General features: G+C 44.9%; 10 protein-coding genes. 8 read left to right on the forward strand and 2 right to left on the reverse strand.

All coding sequences use genetic code 11. The annotated features are described in order from the left end of the window. The first annotated feature begins 177 nt into the window (after positions 1 to 177). The 5 genes from metG (at position 178) to RAH45_RS08765 (ending at position 6,915) form a co-directional block, all read left to right on the forward strand. Positions 178 to 2,295: a methionine--tRNA ligase gene (metG, locus tag RAH45_RS08745; RefSeq protein WP_306495183.1), complete on the forward strand. Its 2,118-nt coding sequence runs from the start codon at positions 178 to 180 to the stop codon at positions 2,293 to 2,295. A 308-nt stretch (positions 2,296 to 2,603) separates the two neighbouring features. Continuing rightward, complete coding sequence (locus RAH45_RS08750) at positions 2,604 to 3,653, forward strand: ABC transporter substrate-binding protein (protein ID WP_193030040.1); 1,050 nt, start codon at positions 2,604 to 2,606, stop codon at positions 3,651 to 3,653. Positions 3,654 to 3,819: 166 nt separating this feature from the next. Then, entirely contained in the window at positions 3,820 to 4,848 is a 1,029-nt protein-coding gene (locus RAH45_RS08755; RefSeq protein WP_193029990.1) for an ABC transporter substrate-binding protein, read from the forward strand. Between the two features lie 341 nt (positions 4,849 to 5,189). After that, the gene (locus RAH45_RS08760) at positions 5,190 to 6,089 is read left to right on the forward strand and encodes an ABC transporter permease (protein WP_068404436.1); all 900 of its coding nucleotides are present in this window, start codon (positions 5,190 to 5,192) and stop codon (positions 6,087 to 6,089) included. 31 nt (positions 6,090 to 6,120) lie between these two features. Beyond that, positions 6,121 to 6,915 (forward strand): ABC transporter ATP-binding protein, encoded by a 795-nt coding sequence (locus RAH45_RS08765; protein ID WP_068404438.1) that lies wholly within the window; start codon positions 6,121 to 6,123, stop codon positions 6,913 to 6,915. Between the two features lie 75 nt (positions 6,916 to 6,990). Here the strand turns inward: RAH45_RS08765 and RAH45_RS08770 are convergent, their stop codons facing one another. Beyond that, positions 6,991 to 7,644: a response regulator transcription factor gene (locus RAH45_RS08770; protein ID WP_082894261.1), complete on the reverse strand. Its 654-nt coding sequence runs from the start codon at positions 7,642 to 7,644 to the stop codon at positions 6,991 to 6,993. Positions 7,645 to 7,879: 235 nt separating this feature from the next. Further along, the gene (locus tag RAH45_RS08775) at positions 7,880 to 10,114 is read right to left on the reverse strand and encodes a sensor histidine kinase (RefSeq protein WP_306495184.1); all 2,235 of its coding nucleotides are present in this window, start codon (positions 10,112 to 10,114) and stop codon (positions 7,880 to 7,882) included. 236 nt (positions 10,115 to 10,350) lie between these two features. Between RAH45_RS08775 and RAH45_RS08780 the strand changes: the two genes are divergently transcribed. From RAH45_RS08780 to RAH45_RS08790, 3 genes are all read left to right on the forward strand, one after another. Further along, positions 10,351 to 11,727: a cytochrome c gene (locus RAH45_RS08780; protein WP_306495185.1), complete on the forward strand. Its 1,377-nt coding sequence runs from the start codon at positions 10,351 to 10,353 to the stop codon at positions 11,725 to 11,727. Next, a complete protein-coding gene (locus tag RAH45_RS08785; protein ID WP_198328685.1) occupies positions 11,727 to 12,695 on the forward strand; it encodes a c-type cytochrome in 969 nt (322 codons plus the stop codon). The genes RAH45_RS08780 and RAH45_RS08785 overlap by 1 nt, the downstream gene beginning before the upstream one ends. Before the next feature lie 200 nt (positions 12,696 to 12,895). Next, on the forward strand, positions 12,896 to 15,292 hold the full coding sequence (locus tag RAH45_RS08790) for an FdhF/YdeP family oxidoreductase (protein WP_306495186.1): 2,397 nt from the start codon (positions 12,896 to 12,898) through the stop codon (positions 15,290 to 15,292). The last annotated feature ends 51 nt before the right edge of the window (positions 15,293 to 15,343 follow it).

Here is a 15,343-nt window from a genome sequence, read left to right on the forward strand (position 1 = left end):
ACAAAATCGGCCGAATTACGGTATCATAGGCGCACTTTTTTAATTCTTCTCTTTTTTAGAGTTATTGGACGTTTTAAGTGTTAATAATTTAGCATTGATAATACGGTGCTGACTCCTCATAAAGTGCTCGAGACGTTTGAAAATCAACCCGTTTATATAAAAATATAGGTGACAAAAGTGCGTGAGATTTTAGTAACCAGTGCGCTGCCCTACGCCAATGGCTATATCCATTTGGGGCATCTTGTAGAATATATTCAGACCGACATTTGGGTACGTGCGATGAAAGCACAAGGCCATCAGGTCACCTATGTCTGCGCTGATGATGCACACGGTACGGCGATTATGCTCAAAGCAGAAGCCAATGGCGTCACCCCAGAAGAGCAAATCGCCTCGGTAAAAGCCTCACATGAAGCCGATTTTGCCAAATTTTTGATTGACTTTGATAATTATCACAGCACCCATTCAGAAGAAAACAAGCATTTCTCTGAGCTGATTTATCGTCGCCTTAATAGCGCCGGACATATCAGCACAAAGGACGTCAAGCAGCTTTTTGACCCTGAAAAGCAGCTGTTTTTAGCCGATCGTTTTGTCAAAGGAGAGTGCCCTGAATGCAGCGCGCTTGACCAATATGGCGATAATTGTGAGGTATGCGGTACCACTTATGATGCAACCGACCTTATCAATCCGCATTCAACGCTATCTAATGCGACGCCCGTGCTTAAAACTTCTAAGCATTATTTCTTTGATTTGCCTGAGTTTGAGCAATTCTTAAAAGATTGGACGCGTAGCGAAAATCGCTTGCAAGTCTCCGTCGCCAATAAACTGCAAGAATGGTTTGACGCGGGTCTGACCAGCTGGGATATCTCGCGTGATGCGCCGTATTTTGGTTTTCAAATCCCAGATACACCAAGCGATGAGCCAGAAAAATACTTTTATGTCTGGCTAGATGCACCAGTTGGCTATATGGCAAGCTTTAAAAACCTATGTGATAAGCGCGAAGGTAGCGACCAAGCGCTTGATTTTGACCGTTATTGGATGCAAGAAAACGAGCATAAAACCGAGGTGTATCATTTCATCGGTAAAGACATCGTTTATTTCCATGCGCTATTTTGGCCAGCGATGCTAGCCGGCAGCGAGTTCCGTACGCCAACCGGTGTTTTTGCCCACGGTTTCTTGATGGTCAATGGCGAAAAAATGAGTAAGTCACGCGGCACCTTTATCAAGGCCGAAACTTACGCGGAACACTTACACCCTGAATACTTGCGTTATTATTTCGCCAGTAAACTGTCTGACAAAGTTGAAGATATTAACCTTGATTTAGAAGACTTTATGCAAAAGGTCAACTCTGACTTGGTGGGTAAAGTGGTCAATATCGCCAGCCGTAGTGCCGGTTTTATCGTGAAGAAATACGACGGTATGCTGTCAGACAATTGCGTAGAATCAGAATTACTAGAAAATATCACCAAAACTGGTGATGAAATTGCCGCCGCTTACGAAAACCGTGAGTTCTCGCGTGCGATGCGCTTAATCATGCAGTGTGCCGACAAAGCCAATGAATATATCGACGAGAAAAAACCTTGGTCGCTTGCCAAAATCGAGGGCACTGAGAAAGAAGTGCAAGACGTCTGCTCGGTGGCGATTAATATCTTCCGCCAATTGATGGTTTATTTGGCGCCAGTATTGCCTGAGCTGACAGCCAATGCTAAAGAATTCTTAAATATTGATGATTTAAGCTTTGCTAGCCGAAATCAATGGCTACTTGGTCATAAAATCAATAAATTTAAACCTTTGATGCAGCGTATCGAAGAAAAAGACGTTGCGGCAATGGTTGAAGATTCAAAGGCCTCGTTAGCGCAAGCAGACGCCCCTACTGCTAACAGCGATAATAATTCAGATAATAAAAAAGCAGTAGTAAACACCCAGCCAGTACCAGCGGCTAATACTGACAGTGAAGCTGGGCAAGCGGACTATATTGGTATTGAAGACTTTGCCAAAGTTGAGATGAAAGTGGCACACGTCTTAGCCTGTAATTATGTCGAAGGTGCGGATAAGCTTTTACAATTTACCTTGGACGTTGGCGAAGACAAACCGCGTAATGTCTTTAGCGGTATCCGTAAGTTTTATGAGCCTGAGCAATTGCTGGATAAAAAGGTAATTTGCGTCACCAATCTTGCGCCGCGTAAGATGAAATTTGGCATCTCAGAAGGCATGGTATTATCGACTGGCAACCCGAAAACTCAGTTAACGGTGGTTACTTTACCGGACAACTGCGTGATTGGTGAAGTGTTAGCTTAAATGCGGTTGTACTTATAGAATAAAAAAGATGCTTTCGTGGCATCTTTTTTTTGCCTAAAATTCATTGGTGACAAAATAAAAAGAGCGTGGGCAAAAAATAAAAATATCGACAAAAATCTGCCTTTATTCACTTTTATAAAATCAATGACAAATGCGTTTTATTTTCTTATTGCCATAAGTTACATTACTGTCATAATATGGACGTAATCATCAAGGGATTGATTACCTTTATGTTCGCCCGTTATCTCAGCATGCACATAACATTGACTCGGGTAACCTGCAATTTTTAACCTATGAGCCAAAATAAAATGACCTTTGCCACTACTTTACGCCTTAGCCTGTGCGGCGCTGCTTTTAGCGCGGCGCTTGGTTTAACCGCTTGCTCTAATAATGCGACCGACCCTGCCGTCAACGCTGATGATAGCGCAACTAACGATAAGCCTGCCAAAACCTTGGCCATCACGCAAATTGTCGAGCATCCTTCTTTAGATGAGATGCGCCGCGGCATTATTGATGAGCTGGCGGACAACGGCTACGCAGAAGGGCAAAACCTAACCGTTAATTTTCAAAGTGCGCAAGGGAATACCGCAACGGCTGGGCAAATTGCCAAACAGTTCGCCGGTGACAATCCAGATGCCATCGTCGCCATCTCAACACCTTCTGCGCAATCAATCGTAGCGTCGACTAAAACTGTTCCCGTTATTTATACCGCCATTTCAGACCCTGTGGCAGCCAAGCTAATTGACGAAAATGACGTGCCTATCCAAACCAATGTGACTGGTTTGTCGAGCGAATTACCTATTGAACCGCAGTTAGACAATATTCAAAAAATTGTCCCTAATGTGAAAACCATTGGTTATGTTTATAGCCCAGGCGAAGCCAATTCGGTGGTGGTTCTTAAACAACTGGAAAAAGCAGCACCAGCACGTGGGCTTAAGATATTGGGCGTTACTGCCAATCGCCCTACCGACGTTGCAATGGCGACTCGTAGTCTAGCAGGCAAGGTAGAGGTTATTTATACCTCATTAGATAACAACGTGGTTTCTGCCTTTGAAGCAATGGCAAATGCGGCTAATGAACTTGATATCCCAGTTATTGCCTCAGATGAGTTTAGCGTCAGACGCGGTGCGACGGCGGCACTTGGGGTTAATGATTATGACTTTGGCCGTACCACGGGCAAAATGGTGTATCGGGTATTAAACGGTGAAGCGACCAAAGATATCGCACCGCAAGTGATGAATACCTTAACGCTATATGTCAGCCCAAAACACGCCGCTGAACAAGGTACTAGCCTATCGGCAGACTTACTTAAAAACGCCATCAATGTCGACAAAGAAGCACAAAAGGTCAGTAAATAGTCACTAATAAATAGTTGCGACTCAATAGTAAAGAATAAATGGACGGTAATTAATAATCAGCTATACAACGGATTACACAATCAGCTAGGATAATGGCTGGCAGCGCTACCCTTTTTTATCTTTTATATAATGTACGGACACATTATTATTTTCAGGAGTCAGACCCATGTTGTATCAAAATCGTTTTGCCAAAGCTTTATTATGGGGCGGTGTTTGCACCGCTATCTTGACCGGCTGTAACCAGCCAGCACAAGATGCCAACACCACTGACGGCGCTGCAACGGGCGGCGATGCCAAAGCTGTCATGAAAACGGTCGCTATTACCGCCATCGTTGAACATCCAGCACTCGATGATGTGCGTAAAGGCGTTATCGACGAGTTAAGTGACGCCGGCTTCAAAGAAGGCGAAAACTTAACCATCAACTTCCAAAGCGCCCAAGGTAATACCGCCACTGCCGGTCAGATTGCCAAACAATTCGTCGCTGATGCACCAGATGTCATCGTAGCGATTGCCACACCATCGGCTCAGTCTGTAGCCGCTTCTACCAGCAGCATTCCTATGGTGTTCTCAGCGGTCACCGACCCTGTTGCAGCTAAATTGGTACCGAAACTTGATGGCTCTGGCACCAACGTTACTGGCGCCTCTGATGCCCTTCCTTATGCACCGCAAATCGATTTGATGCGTCAAATTATCCCAAGTCTAAAAAACGTCGGTTATGTCTATAGCCCAGGCGAAGTAAACTCAACCATCGTTTTAAAAGCGCTAAAAGAGAATCTGACCCCGCTTGGTATTAACGTTCACGAAGCGCCTGCGCAGCGTAGTAACGATATTGCGATGGCCGCTCGTAGCCTTGAAGGTAAAGTCGATATGATTTATACCTCAACGGATAATAACGTGGTTTCAGCATACGAATCACTGTACCAAATCGCTAAAGAAAGTAAGATTCCATTGATTGCCTCTGATACCAGTTCGGTTGAACGCGGTGCCGTTGCTGCGTTAGGAGTGAACTATTACGATTTGGGCCGCGAAACCGGTAAAATCGTTACGCGTATCTTAAACGGTGAAAAAGCAGGCGAAATCCCTGTTTATACGCCGCAATCGCTTGATTTACATGTCAGTCCAAAGAATGCGCAAGCCGAAGGCATCACGCTTCCACAAGCCGTTATCGATAAAGCAAAAGTAGTGTTAGAATAACTGCCGCTTTTAACTCTAATTCTTAGACGATAGTTTTTATCAATTATCGTCTAGGTTAATTGGATATAGCTATTTTGATATGGCTATGTAGGTAGCGCAGACAAACCCAGCTCTCAGTCAGTAGGCTGGGCTTGTTTTTTCAAGGCTGTAAATAAGCAAAGCTTATAATCAAGCATTCTAAGAATAGGTTTTGCTTGACCCTAACTGCAGATACCTCTATCTGTTAAATTCACCGCTTAGTCGTTTAAGCAAAGTTGGCTGATTGATAGCGCGATATGTCGCCTATCTCAATTATCTCGCCATCATTTATTAAACGCTGGGTTATGACTTACTGATCTCTTATGTCTTTAATTGCTTTTTTTGGTGCGCTTGAAAGTGGTCTGATTTATGGCCTAGTGGCGCTTGGCGTCCTTATCTCATTTCGTACCCTCGACTTTCCAGATTTGACCGCTGACGGTAGTTTTCCGTTGGGCGGCGCTGTCGCGGGTATTTCTATCATCGCTGGAGTGAATCCTTGGCTTGCTTGTGCCTTTGGTATGCTAGCAGGGTCAGTCGCCGGTATTGTCACCGCGTGGCTACACGTTAAGCTGGGCATTTTACAGCTGCTTGCCAGTATCCTTGTGATGGTTGCTTTATACTCTGTCAATCTACGGATTATGGGTGCGCCAAACTTACCATTGTTAGGTGAAACGACCGTATTTAGTACCTTGGTCAGTGATGGTAATGGTTACTGGATGCGCTGCCTCATTATTGGTGTCGTCGTCCTATTGGCCATGTTGTTTTTAAACTGGTTTTATAGTACCGAAACGGGTTTATCGATGCGGGCGACTGGCTCAAACCTACGCATGGCACAGGCGCAAGGTATCAATACCTCATGGATGACCATCATTGGTATGGCGATTTCTAACGGCTTGATTGCGTTAGCAGGCGCATTATTTGTGCAGACGCAAGGTGGCGCTGATATCTCAATTGGTATCGGTACGATTGTCATTGGTTTAGCAGCGGTCATCATCGGCGAGACCATTATTCCAGCTAAGCGTATTTGGCTGATTACCTTTGCGGTGGTCGTTGGTGCGGTGCTTTATAAGCTCTTTATTCAAGTGGCTCTATCAAGCAGTACGCTACGTAGTATCGGATTTGGTCCCCAAGATTTGAACTTGATTACCGCGCTACTCGTGGTATTAGCCTTAGTCTTGCCAAAAGCTAAAAATAAATTTTTAAGTCGTAAAGTTCGGGCTTAATGTCAATATGCAACCATAAGGAATAATTATTATGATGCAAGCTACAGATTTGCGGTTGACCTTTAACCCTGGAACGCCCATTGAAAACCCTGCCCTACGCGGTATCAATTTAAATATCGCCGATGGTGAATTTGTCACCGTCATCGGTACCAATGGCGCAGGCAAATCGACCTTTTTAAATGCTGTCAGTGGCACCACGCGCGTGGATAGCGGTTCAATCTTGTTAAATGGTATTGATGTCACCAAAAAGACCGCGCACCAACGTGCCCATTGGGTTGCTCGCGTTTTCCAAGACCCGATGGCGGGAACTTGTGAGGCGCTAACCATCGAAGAAAATATGGCGCTAGCCTATAAGCGCGGCGGCAAACGTGGTTTGAACTTTGCCCTTAATCAAAATAACCGTGACTTATTTCGCGAGAAATTATCGGTATTAAAATTGGGTCTAGAAAATCGTTTAACCGACCGTATGGGCCTGTTATCCGGTGGTCAACGCCAAGCCGTGAGCTTACTGATGGCGTCATTGCAACCGTCTAAGATTCTACTGCTTGATGAGCATACGGCGGCCCTTGACCCTAAAACAGCGGCGTTTGTTTTAGAATTAACCGATAAAATCGTCACCGACAATCAGCTAACAACGATGATGGTGACGCATTCGATGCAGCAGGCTCTAGCTCATGGTACGCGTACTGTGATGCTTCATCAAGGTCAGGTGGTATTAGACGTATCTGGCGATATCCGTAAAGGCATGGATGTGCATGATTTACTGGATATGTTTGAGCAAACCCGCGGTGAAAAGGTCGAAGATGACAGTTTGATATTAAGCTAACTCATTTTGCAAAATATTTTGAATTTAAAATAAAACGCCTTCTCATTAGGCGTTTTTTTATGGCTGTTTTAGTTTTTAAGAATCAAGCATGACCAATTTTTGAATCAATTCACTGACATGCTGCGCTTGCATTTTCTTCATCACCTGTGAGCGATGTACCTCTACCGTTCGTACCGATATGTCTAAATGGTCGGCGATATTTTTATTTAGATTGCCTTGCATCAGCTCATGAGCGACCTGTTTTTCTTTCTCGGTTAGCTGCGCATAGAGCTTTTTTATACTATAAAGCTCAGCTCGTTTGAGGGTTAATACTTGCGCACGCTCAAGCGCTTCTTGGAGACGGTGACTATTAATCGGTTTCTCTAAATAATCAGCGGCGCCTTGTTTGAGCATATTAACAGCATCAGCAATCTCACCTTGACCAGTTAATGCAATAAGCGCTATCGGACTGTCCTGTTGATTAAGGTGCGCTTGTAGTGCTTGACCGCTCATGGCTGGCATCATTAAATCACTGACGATCACCGCGGGATAATAGATATCAACTTGCTGCAAAAAAGTCAGGGCACTTGACCACACTTGGGTCGGCAATCCTAAGCTGCTAATTAAAAAATTACAGGAATGACGCACGCTTTCTTCATCGTCGATGATATGAACCAGTAGAGGTTCATTATTGCTATCAACTGGCGTTTGCCATTCTGAGTGCTTAACTGAATTATGCTGAGCATTCATACGCAACCTTATGATTAAGTTAATTTGTAAAATTTATAAATGCTTACGCCAATCTCAACTTATCGTAGGCTTTTGATTTTTATAGAATTTAAAATTCTAATTGTTTTAACTGAAATTTTAAAAACTAAGTAAACCAATACCTTAGAAAAATAAGTTGAGAGTGGGGTAAATGCTTGGTTGTTGATAACCCTCTCTTGCTCACTTTCGCTTTTGCTTACTGTCTCTGTTGATTATCTTATTTCTGCGCATCATCTGCCAAATGCAACGGCAGATAAAAAGACACTTGCGCACCTACCCTGTTTGCTAATGGATGAGTGTTTTCCATTTTTATCAAGCGCACTTTACCATTTAACGACCGCTTTAAGCGTTGCTGATAACCATCTAACGCTTGTATAGTATTAAGCTCCTGCTGGAATTCGATATTGCCAAGCTGCATCATACCGCCAATTGACTTGCACAAACGCTGACATATCATCAGCCCCAAGCCTAAACCATTTTCTTTGGTCGATTTGGTGGCGTATTTATTAGTCAGACGCTGTTGTGATTGACCCTCAACTAACTGCTGATTACCCTCTAACGGTTTATGGTCAAGCAACTGCGCCTCATCAAAACCGCCTGCATCATCGGTTATATGCAATACGATATAAGATTTACCATTATAATCTTTTGCCTGACAACGTAACATTATCTGCGTTGCCCCTTGCTGCTCGGCATTGAGCATACTATTCATCAATAACTGGTCAAGAACCAAGCTTGGCAACTGCAAAGTCTGGTAGTCACTCGCCAACCAAAAGCCAATACTTGAGGCTTTTTCACCAAGTAGCAATATACACTGCGCATAGGTGGTGACGATGTCCACTTGAACGTTGTTCGGCTGCGAGCGCCCTGCCCAGCGCCGAATATTACTGATAACAGCCGCGACCCGTTCGGTTTCATTAACAATTTGCTGTAACGCACTTTCTGTCGCTTGTTTGTCTATTGCTTGCTTTTCTAGCACTTGCTTGTCCGTTAGGGTCTTTTCTAGCGCATTCAAACTATGGGCAGAGTTTTTATCCAGCACCGTACTTTCTTTACCGTCTTGGCGGCTGACACTGCTTTGACTGCGAATAAGTAAGCCTTGCGCATAATTTTGAATGGTCGCCAGCGGCTGATTGATTTCATGGGCGATGGATCCACTCATCTCACCGATGACAGCGAAGCGTTCTGATTGACGTAGCTGCTGGTCATAATCACGAATCAGTTGATTTTGCAGAATGATTTTTTGCCGTCGTCGCCATGCCAGCCAGCTCATCCACGCATAATTCACCGTTGATATCAGTACAATTAAAACGATAACTGCCATCCACAATCGATGCGCCTTTACCCAATCGACCATATGCGCGCCCAGCTGCTTTTGTGCTGGATGACGATTCATATCATAAAGGATACGTTCAGCATCGCTACTCGATTCGGCTGGTAGCCAGCGCTGTCCTATCCCTAACGACTCTTGCTCTGGTTGACTCTTTCCATATTGACTCAAACCAAATAAATTTTGATTGATTTGCCGAATCAAGGCAGCTGGCGCTTGCTCGGTCGCCGCCAATGTCCAATTGGGATATATCTTTGTTGAAGACTGACAGCTAGAAGCGGTCGCCACAGGGTGAATAAGTCGGTATTGTTTTTTGCTAATCTTCCCTTGCTGCGCCATCTCTTCCATCAAACAAAGTGGCGCAATCGCTGCATCTACACTGCCACTCGCCAATGCATGTAAGGTACGCTCAATAGGATAACCGACGAACTGGGTCTGATAACGGTTGGATGGCATACCGTTTTGTTGTAATAAATGCGCGACGAGCAGATAACCACCAAAAGCCTCACTGTCGACGGCAGCAATTTTACGCTGCTGCAAATCTTGCAGCTGATAAATGCCGCTGTCTGCCTTTACCCAAAGAGCACTAGCGACGGCTTCCATGGCGCTGGGCTCTTTTAACTGCCTATCTTGAGACAGTTTATTAAATTCATTAGCTAGATTAACCGTTGTAGAAAGCGGCTTATCAACGGTTTTATTGAAACCTTTTTCATGAAAAGCTTTTTCCTTAAAGTTTTTACCATTGATATCAGCAGGCGCATGCAATTGAGCGGTCTCTGTATCAGCTTGCAAGGTCGCAAGCCAGCGCCAATGGGTGGTATTCATTTTAATCAGTTGAACTTGTGGTCCAAGCACTAGGGCAAACTGCTGCGCTTCGATTTCCTGCTGCCAATTTTCTAACGCTAGCGGCACCAAGACCACAGTGTCTTCTCGGAGTTGCTCATTAAGTTGATTAAGCCAAGGTTGCCAACGCTCTTGCGCAGCCGTTTCCCCTTGCGGCGCCAGCACGCCTAAATAGTAGGTTTGTGCATTGGCACTGGCTAGCATTAACCAAGTAAAGGATGCTACCACGACAAGAAAATAAGCCTTCAAGCTCGCCCAGACTTTAGACTTTTTATCCATACACCTAGCCTTACAATTGAGCTATCAAACCTTCATTATAAATTAAAACCATAATTATAATGTGGTTTTCCACAATATCACAATGTTACACGCTCCTCTATACTGAATGACAATCGTGTAACTTTTCATTCACTAAGCTTAAATCCTAAATGTTTCATAGGACTATCTAATAGTCCTCATAGAATGTATATGACGAATGAGAAGCTTAGTAAAAATATCTTATGGAGGGCAGGCTTATGAAAAAGTGGCTATTAATCATTATTATGGCAGCCATTGTCGGGCTGATTTTAGCGTTTATTATTGGGCAAATACTGCCTAATATGCGCACAACCAGCAGTGACATTGAGGTTAATGTCACCGACCCTGCGCTTATTAAACAAGGCGAATACATCGCGCGTACTGCTGACTGTGTCGCCTGCCATACGACGCTTGACGGGGAGAACTATGCCGGTGGTCTGCCTATGCTGACGCCGCTAGGTGCCATTTATTCAACCAACATTACCCCTGATAAAGAAACCGGTATTGGTCAATATACCTTTAGCGACTTTAAAAATGCCGTCAAGCATGGCGTGCGCCGTGATAATAAAGCGCTATATCCTGCCATGCCCTATCCGTCTTATCAGCTTATGCCAGAGGAAGATTTGGCCTCGATGTATGCCTATTTTATGTCTGACGTCAAACCGGTCAAGCAAGCCAACTTAAAAAGTGAGTTGCCGCCAATAGCCAATTGGCGCTGGCCGCTGGCTTATTGGCAAGCACTGTTTGACCCAAAACGTGACTTTGTGCCAGAAACTGATGATGCGCTATTGACCCGTGGCCAGTATCTAATAGAAGGTCCTGGACACTGCGGCTCTTGTCATACTGAGCGCGGTATCGGTTTCCAAGAAATCGCCTTAAACAATGCCGACTCAGAAGAATATTTGAGCGGGGCGGTTATCGATGGTTGGCGCGCCAAAAGTATCCGCGGTGAGCATCGCGGTTTGGCTACGTGGACCGTCGCAGAATTAAATGATTTCTTTAAAACCGGTCGTACTGACACCACGGCTGCTTTTGGCGCCATGGCCGAAGTGGTCGAGCACAGCACGCAATATATGACAAACTATGATATCAACGCCATGTCATCTTATCTAAAAACCTTAACGCCAGCGCCCAATAAAGAAAAAACCTTGCCGGCGAAAAAAGACATTACCACGCAAAAACTGCTTGATGGCAATTATGATTCGCGCGGCTCGATTCTATACGCCGAGTATTGCCAAGTTTGTCACCGTGCTGATGGTAAAGGCGTGGCGCGTATCTTCCCAGCCCTTGATGGCAATAGTGCGGTATATGCGAAAAATGCCGACTCGGTACTCCAAATCACCTTGAGCGGTGGCCGCATGCCAGAAACCCCGCACGACCGCATGGCCTTTACCATGCCTGAATTTATTAACCTGAGTGATGCCGATGTGGCGGAAGTGGTCAACTATGTCCGTAATAGCTGGACCAACCAAGCACCTGAAATCGATGTCGATGATGTGGTAAAAATGCGCGCTTTTCTTGCCAAAAAACCAAAGACCAGTACCGATATCGCCCCAGACTTAAGTATTGATGCGCAAACAAAAGGAGCAAAATAATGAAAAACTCTCCACTCAACTTGCCTGCTATTGTTAGCGTAATCTCTCAGAAAATAAAAATGGGCAAACTAACCACCGCTGCCCTGACTGCTTCAGCGCTTAGTATCGCCGCTATTAGTAGTGGCTGCTCACAGCCCGAGCCTACTGAGCAAAACGCGCCTAAATATGGCTTAGTTACTGCTGATGATGCCAACGAAGACATCGGTACTTATGTACTGCCGCAAGATACTTCTATCTTGGATGAGCCAAACGCTGATGAAATCTTTTATGGTAAGCGATTATTAAACGAAACCAAGCGCTTATTACCCGAGCACGTTGGCGCGCAAATGAACTGTAATAGCTGTCATATTTCGCAAGGTAAAATCCCCCTTGGCGACCCGTATATCAACAGTTACAACTTCTACCCGCGTGTGATGCCACGCGCAGGTAAAGAAATCGATTTAATCAAACGCATCAATGGCTGTTTTCAGCGTTCGATGAATGGCAAACCATTAAAACCTGAATCCCCTGAAATGCTAGCAATGTTGGCCTATATGAAATGGCTGTCCCAAAATACGCCGAAAGAACAAAAGGTCGATATCCAAAACGCGGGTAAAGTGGATGAATCCTTGGTCGGTAACCCTGTACGCGGTAAAAAAATATACCAAGTACAATGCGCCACCTGTCATGGTGATAACGGCGAAGGCATGAAAGACAGTCGCGGTGATATTGTCTTCCCACCATTATGGGGCGATGAATCCTTTAATATCGGTGCGGGCATGGCGCGTACTTATAAAGCGGCGGCTTTTGTGAAATACAATATGCCGATGGGCATTCAAACCAAAGGTCTATGGGGTCATGGCAATGTGCTCAGTGATCAAGACGCCATCGATGTCGCTGAATTTTTTACCCATCAACCGCGTCCTGACTTTGCTGGCAAAGTAAACGACTGGCCTAATGGCAAAAAACCTAAAGATGCGCGTTATTAAATGCACTAACCTGACAACATATCAGTCATGCTGATTTTTAAAATAAAAAAACCTCAAACGCCTGAATGACTTTGAGGTTTTTTGTTATCTATGGTTAATGCGACTAAAAAATTTTGACCAGCCATTATATAGTAGTGCTTAAGGCAATGACTTTTATTACAGTCATACTTACTTATCGCCATTCGCTTATGAGGTCTATCATGCGTAAAATTCCTATTTACTCTCACCCTGCAGCTGGTTGGCCAGCTTTGGTTGCTTCTACTCGTAAGTTAATGGATTATAAGGCTTTTTTGCGTGGCAGCATAAGTATCTTGCATAGCAACCAGCCCAACGGCGGCTTTGACTGTCCGGGCTGTGCATGGCCAGATCATAAGACCCATAAAAGCCTTGATGTCTGTGAAACGGGTATTAAAGTCATTGCCAGTGAAACGATGAGTAGGCGCGCCGATGCCGCATTTTTTGCCAAACATAGCGTTAAAGAACTACAAGGCTGGTCAGGCTACGAGCTTGAGCACAGCGGCCGCTTATCAGAGCCGTTATATTATGATGCGGGGCAAGACCGCTATGTGGCGATTTCTTGGCAGGCAGCGTATGAGCGTATCGCCGAGACATTACAGAATCTCGATTCGCCAGATGAAGCGTTATTTTACACCTCAGGACGCGTCACTAACGAGCCTGCTTTTATGTATCAATTGTTCGTACGCTGTTTTGGCACCAATAATTTGCCAGATTGCTCAAATATGTGTCACGAGCCAACGTCAGTGATGCTCGGTAAACAGTTAGGCGTCGGTAAAGCCACGGTGGTTTTGGAAGATTTTGAACAGGCGAAGCTAATTATGCTGTTTGGGCAAAATCCTGCCACCAATCATCCGCGTATGCTTGAGATGCTGGCACACGCTCATAAGCAAGGCTGCAAAATCATCTCTATCAATCCGATGCGGGAGCAAGGTTTAAGCAAGTTTAGAAATCCACAAAAACCTACCCATATGGCCGCAGGGCAAAGTGATGAAATGGTTGATGAAGTCATTCAAATTCAAATCGGTGGTGATACCGCTTTATTGACGGGCTTGGCCAAATGGCTGACCAAAAATGGCAAAATTGATAATGATTTTATTGAGCAGCACACATCAGGTTATGAGGCGCTCGATACTTGGTTACGCCAGCAGTCTTGGGCAGAGGTAGAGCGTGGCTGCGGTATTAGTAAAGCAGACATTATCAAACTTGCCAAACTTGTTGCTGATAGCCCAGCAACCATTTGTACCTGGGGCATGGGTATTACCCAACATGTCCAAGGCGAAGATAACGTCGCCATGATTACCAATTTGTTGCTACTCATGGGGATGATTGGGGTCGATGGCGCAGGCGCCTCACCGGTGCGTGGTCACTCCAATGTGCAGGGCGATCGCACCATGGGTATCCATGAGCGCCCTAAACAGAGCTTACTTGATAGCCTTGAGCGCGTGTTCAAGCGCCCTATGCCACAAGAAGATGGGCTTGATGTCATCGCTGGCGCAAAAGCATTAATGCAAGGTAAGCTCAAAGCTTTTATCAGCATGGGCGGTAATTATGCCGTTGCCGCGCCCGATAAAAGTGCGATTCAAACGGCCTTAACCACTACCGAACTCAATGTTTTCATCGGCACCAAACTTAATGAAACTATGCTATATCCGGGTAAAAATAACCTTATCTTACCTTGTATCAGTCGTACCGAACGCTTAGTAACGGAAAAAGGTGAGCAGTTCGCGACGATTGAAGACTCTATGTGCCAAATTGTTCCTACGCGCGGTCGCATTGAGCCGATTAGTGATAATTTAAAATCTGAAGCGCAAATTGTGGCCGATATGGCAACCCACGCGCTTGACGCTGATTCGTCTATTCCATGGCAAACAATGAGCAGCGACTTTGATATCATCCGTAATTATATCGCTCAAGCGATTGAAGGCTTTGAGAATTTTAACGATCGTATTCGTGAAAACGAGCGCGGTTTTCATTTATACCACCCTGCCCGTCATCGCGTTTGGAATACCGATAGCGGCAAAGCGCAGTTTGAAGTCCCACAATATCCCATTACTTATGTCGCAGCACAGATGGCAGAAACCACATCGAGCTATCATAGCCATGCTAAAAATAACAATGCTAAAAGTGACCATAGCAAAAATAATGAACCCGCGATTCATCCAAGCAATAGCGATCACAATCCAACCCAAAGCGCTGAGCAAAAAGTATGGCAGCTAACCAGTGTCCGCAGTCATGATCAATTTAACACCATGATTTTTGGTCATCAAGACCGCTATCGCCAGACCAACCGCCGCGACGTGTTATTTATGCATCCCGATGAAATCAAGCGTTTAGGTTGGCAAAAAGGCGATAGTGTTATGGTATCGCGTCAAGACAGTCAAGATGAACAGCGCACCTTAGGTCCATTAATACTGACTGAGATGGATATCGCTGCCAATGCAGTGGCGACTTATTATCCTGAATGTAACGACCTTATCGACTTAGACACTCACGCGCCAGACTCAAGGACGCCTTCTTATAAATCCGTTACCGTTGTTTTGCAGCGCGTTACTGAAAACACACTAGCTGCCAGCGCTTAACAAAGATAGTTTGATAAAGGAAATGGTTAAAATATGATGGTCAGTAAACAT

This window comes from Psychrobacter sp. van23A (genome assembly GCF_030845275.1).
Classification (GTDB): Bacteria; Pseudomonadota; Gammaproteobacteria; order Pseudomonadales; family Moraxellaceae; genus Psychrobacter; species Psychrobacter faecalis.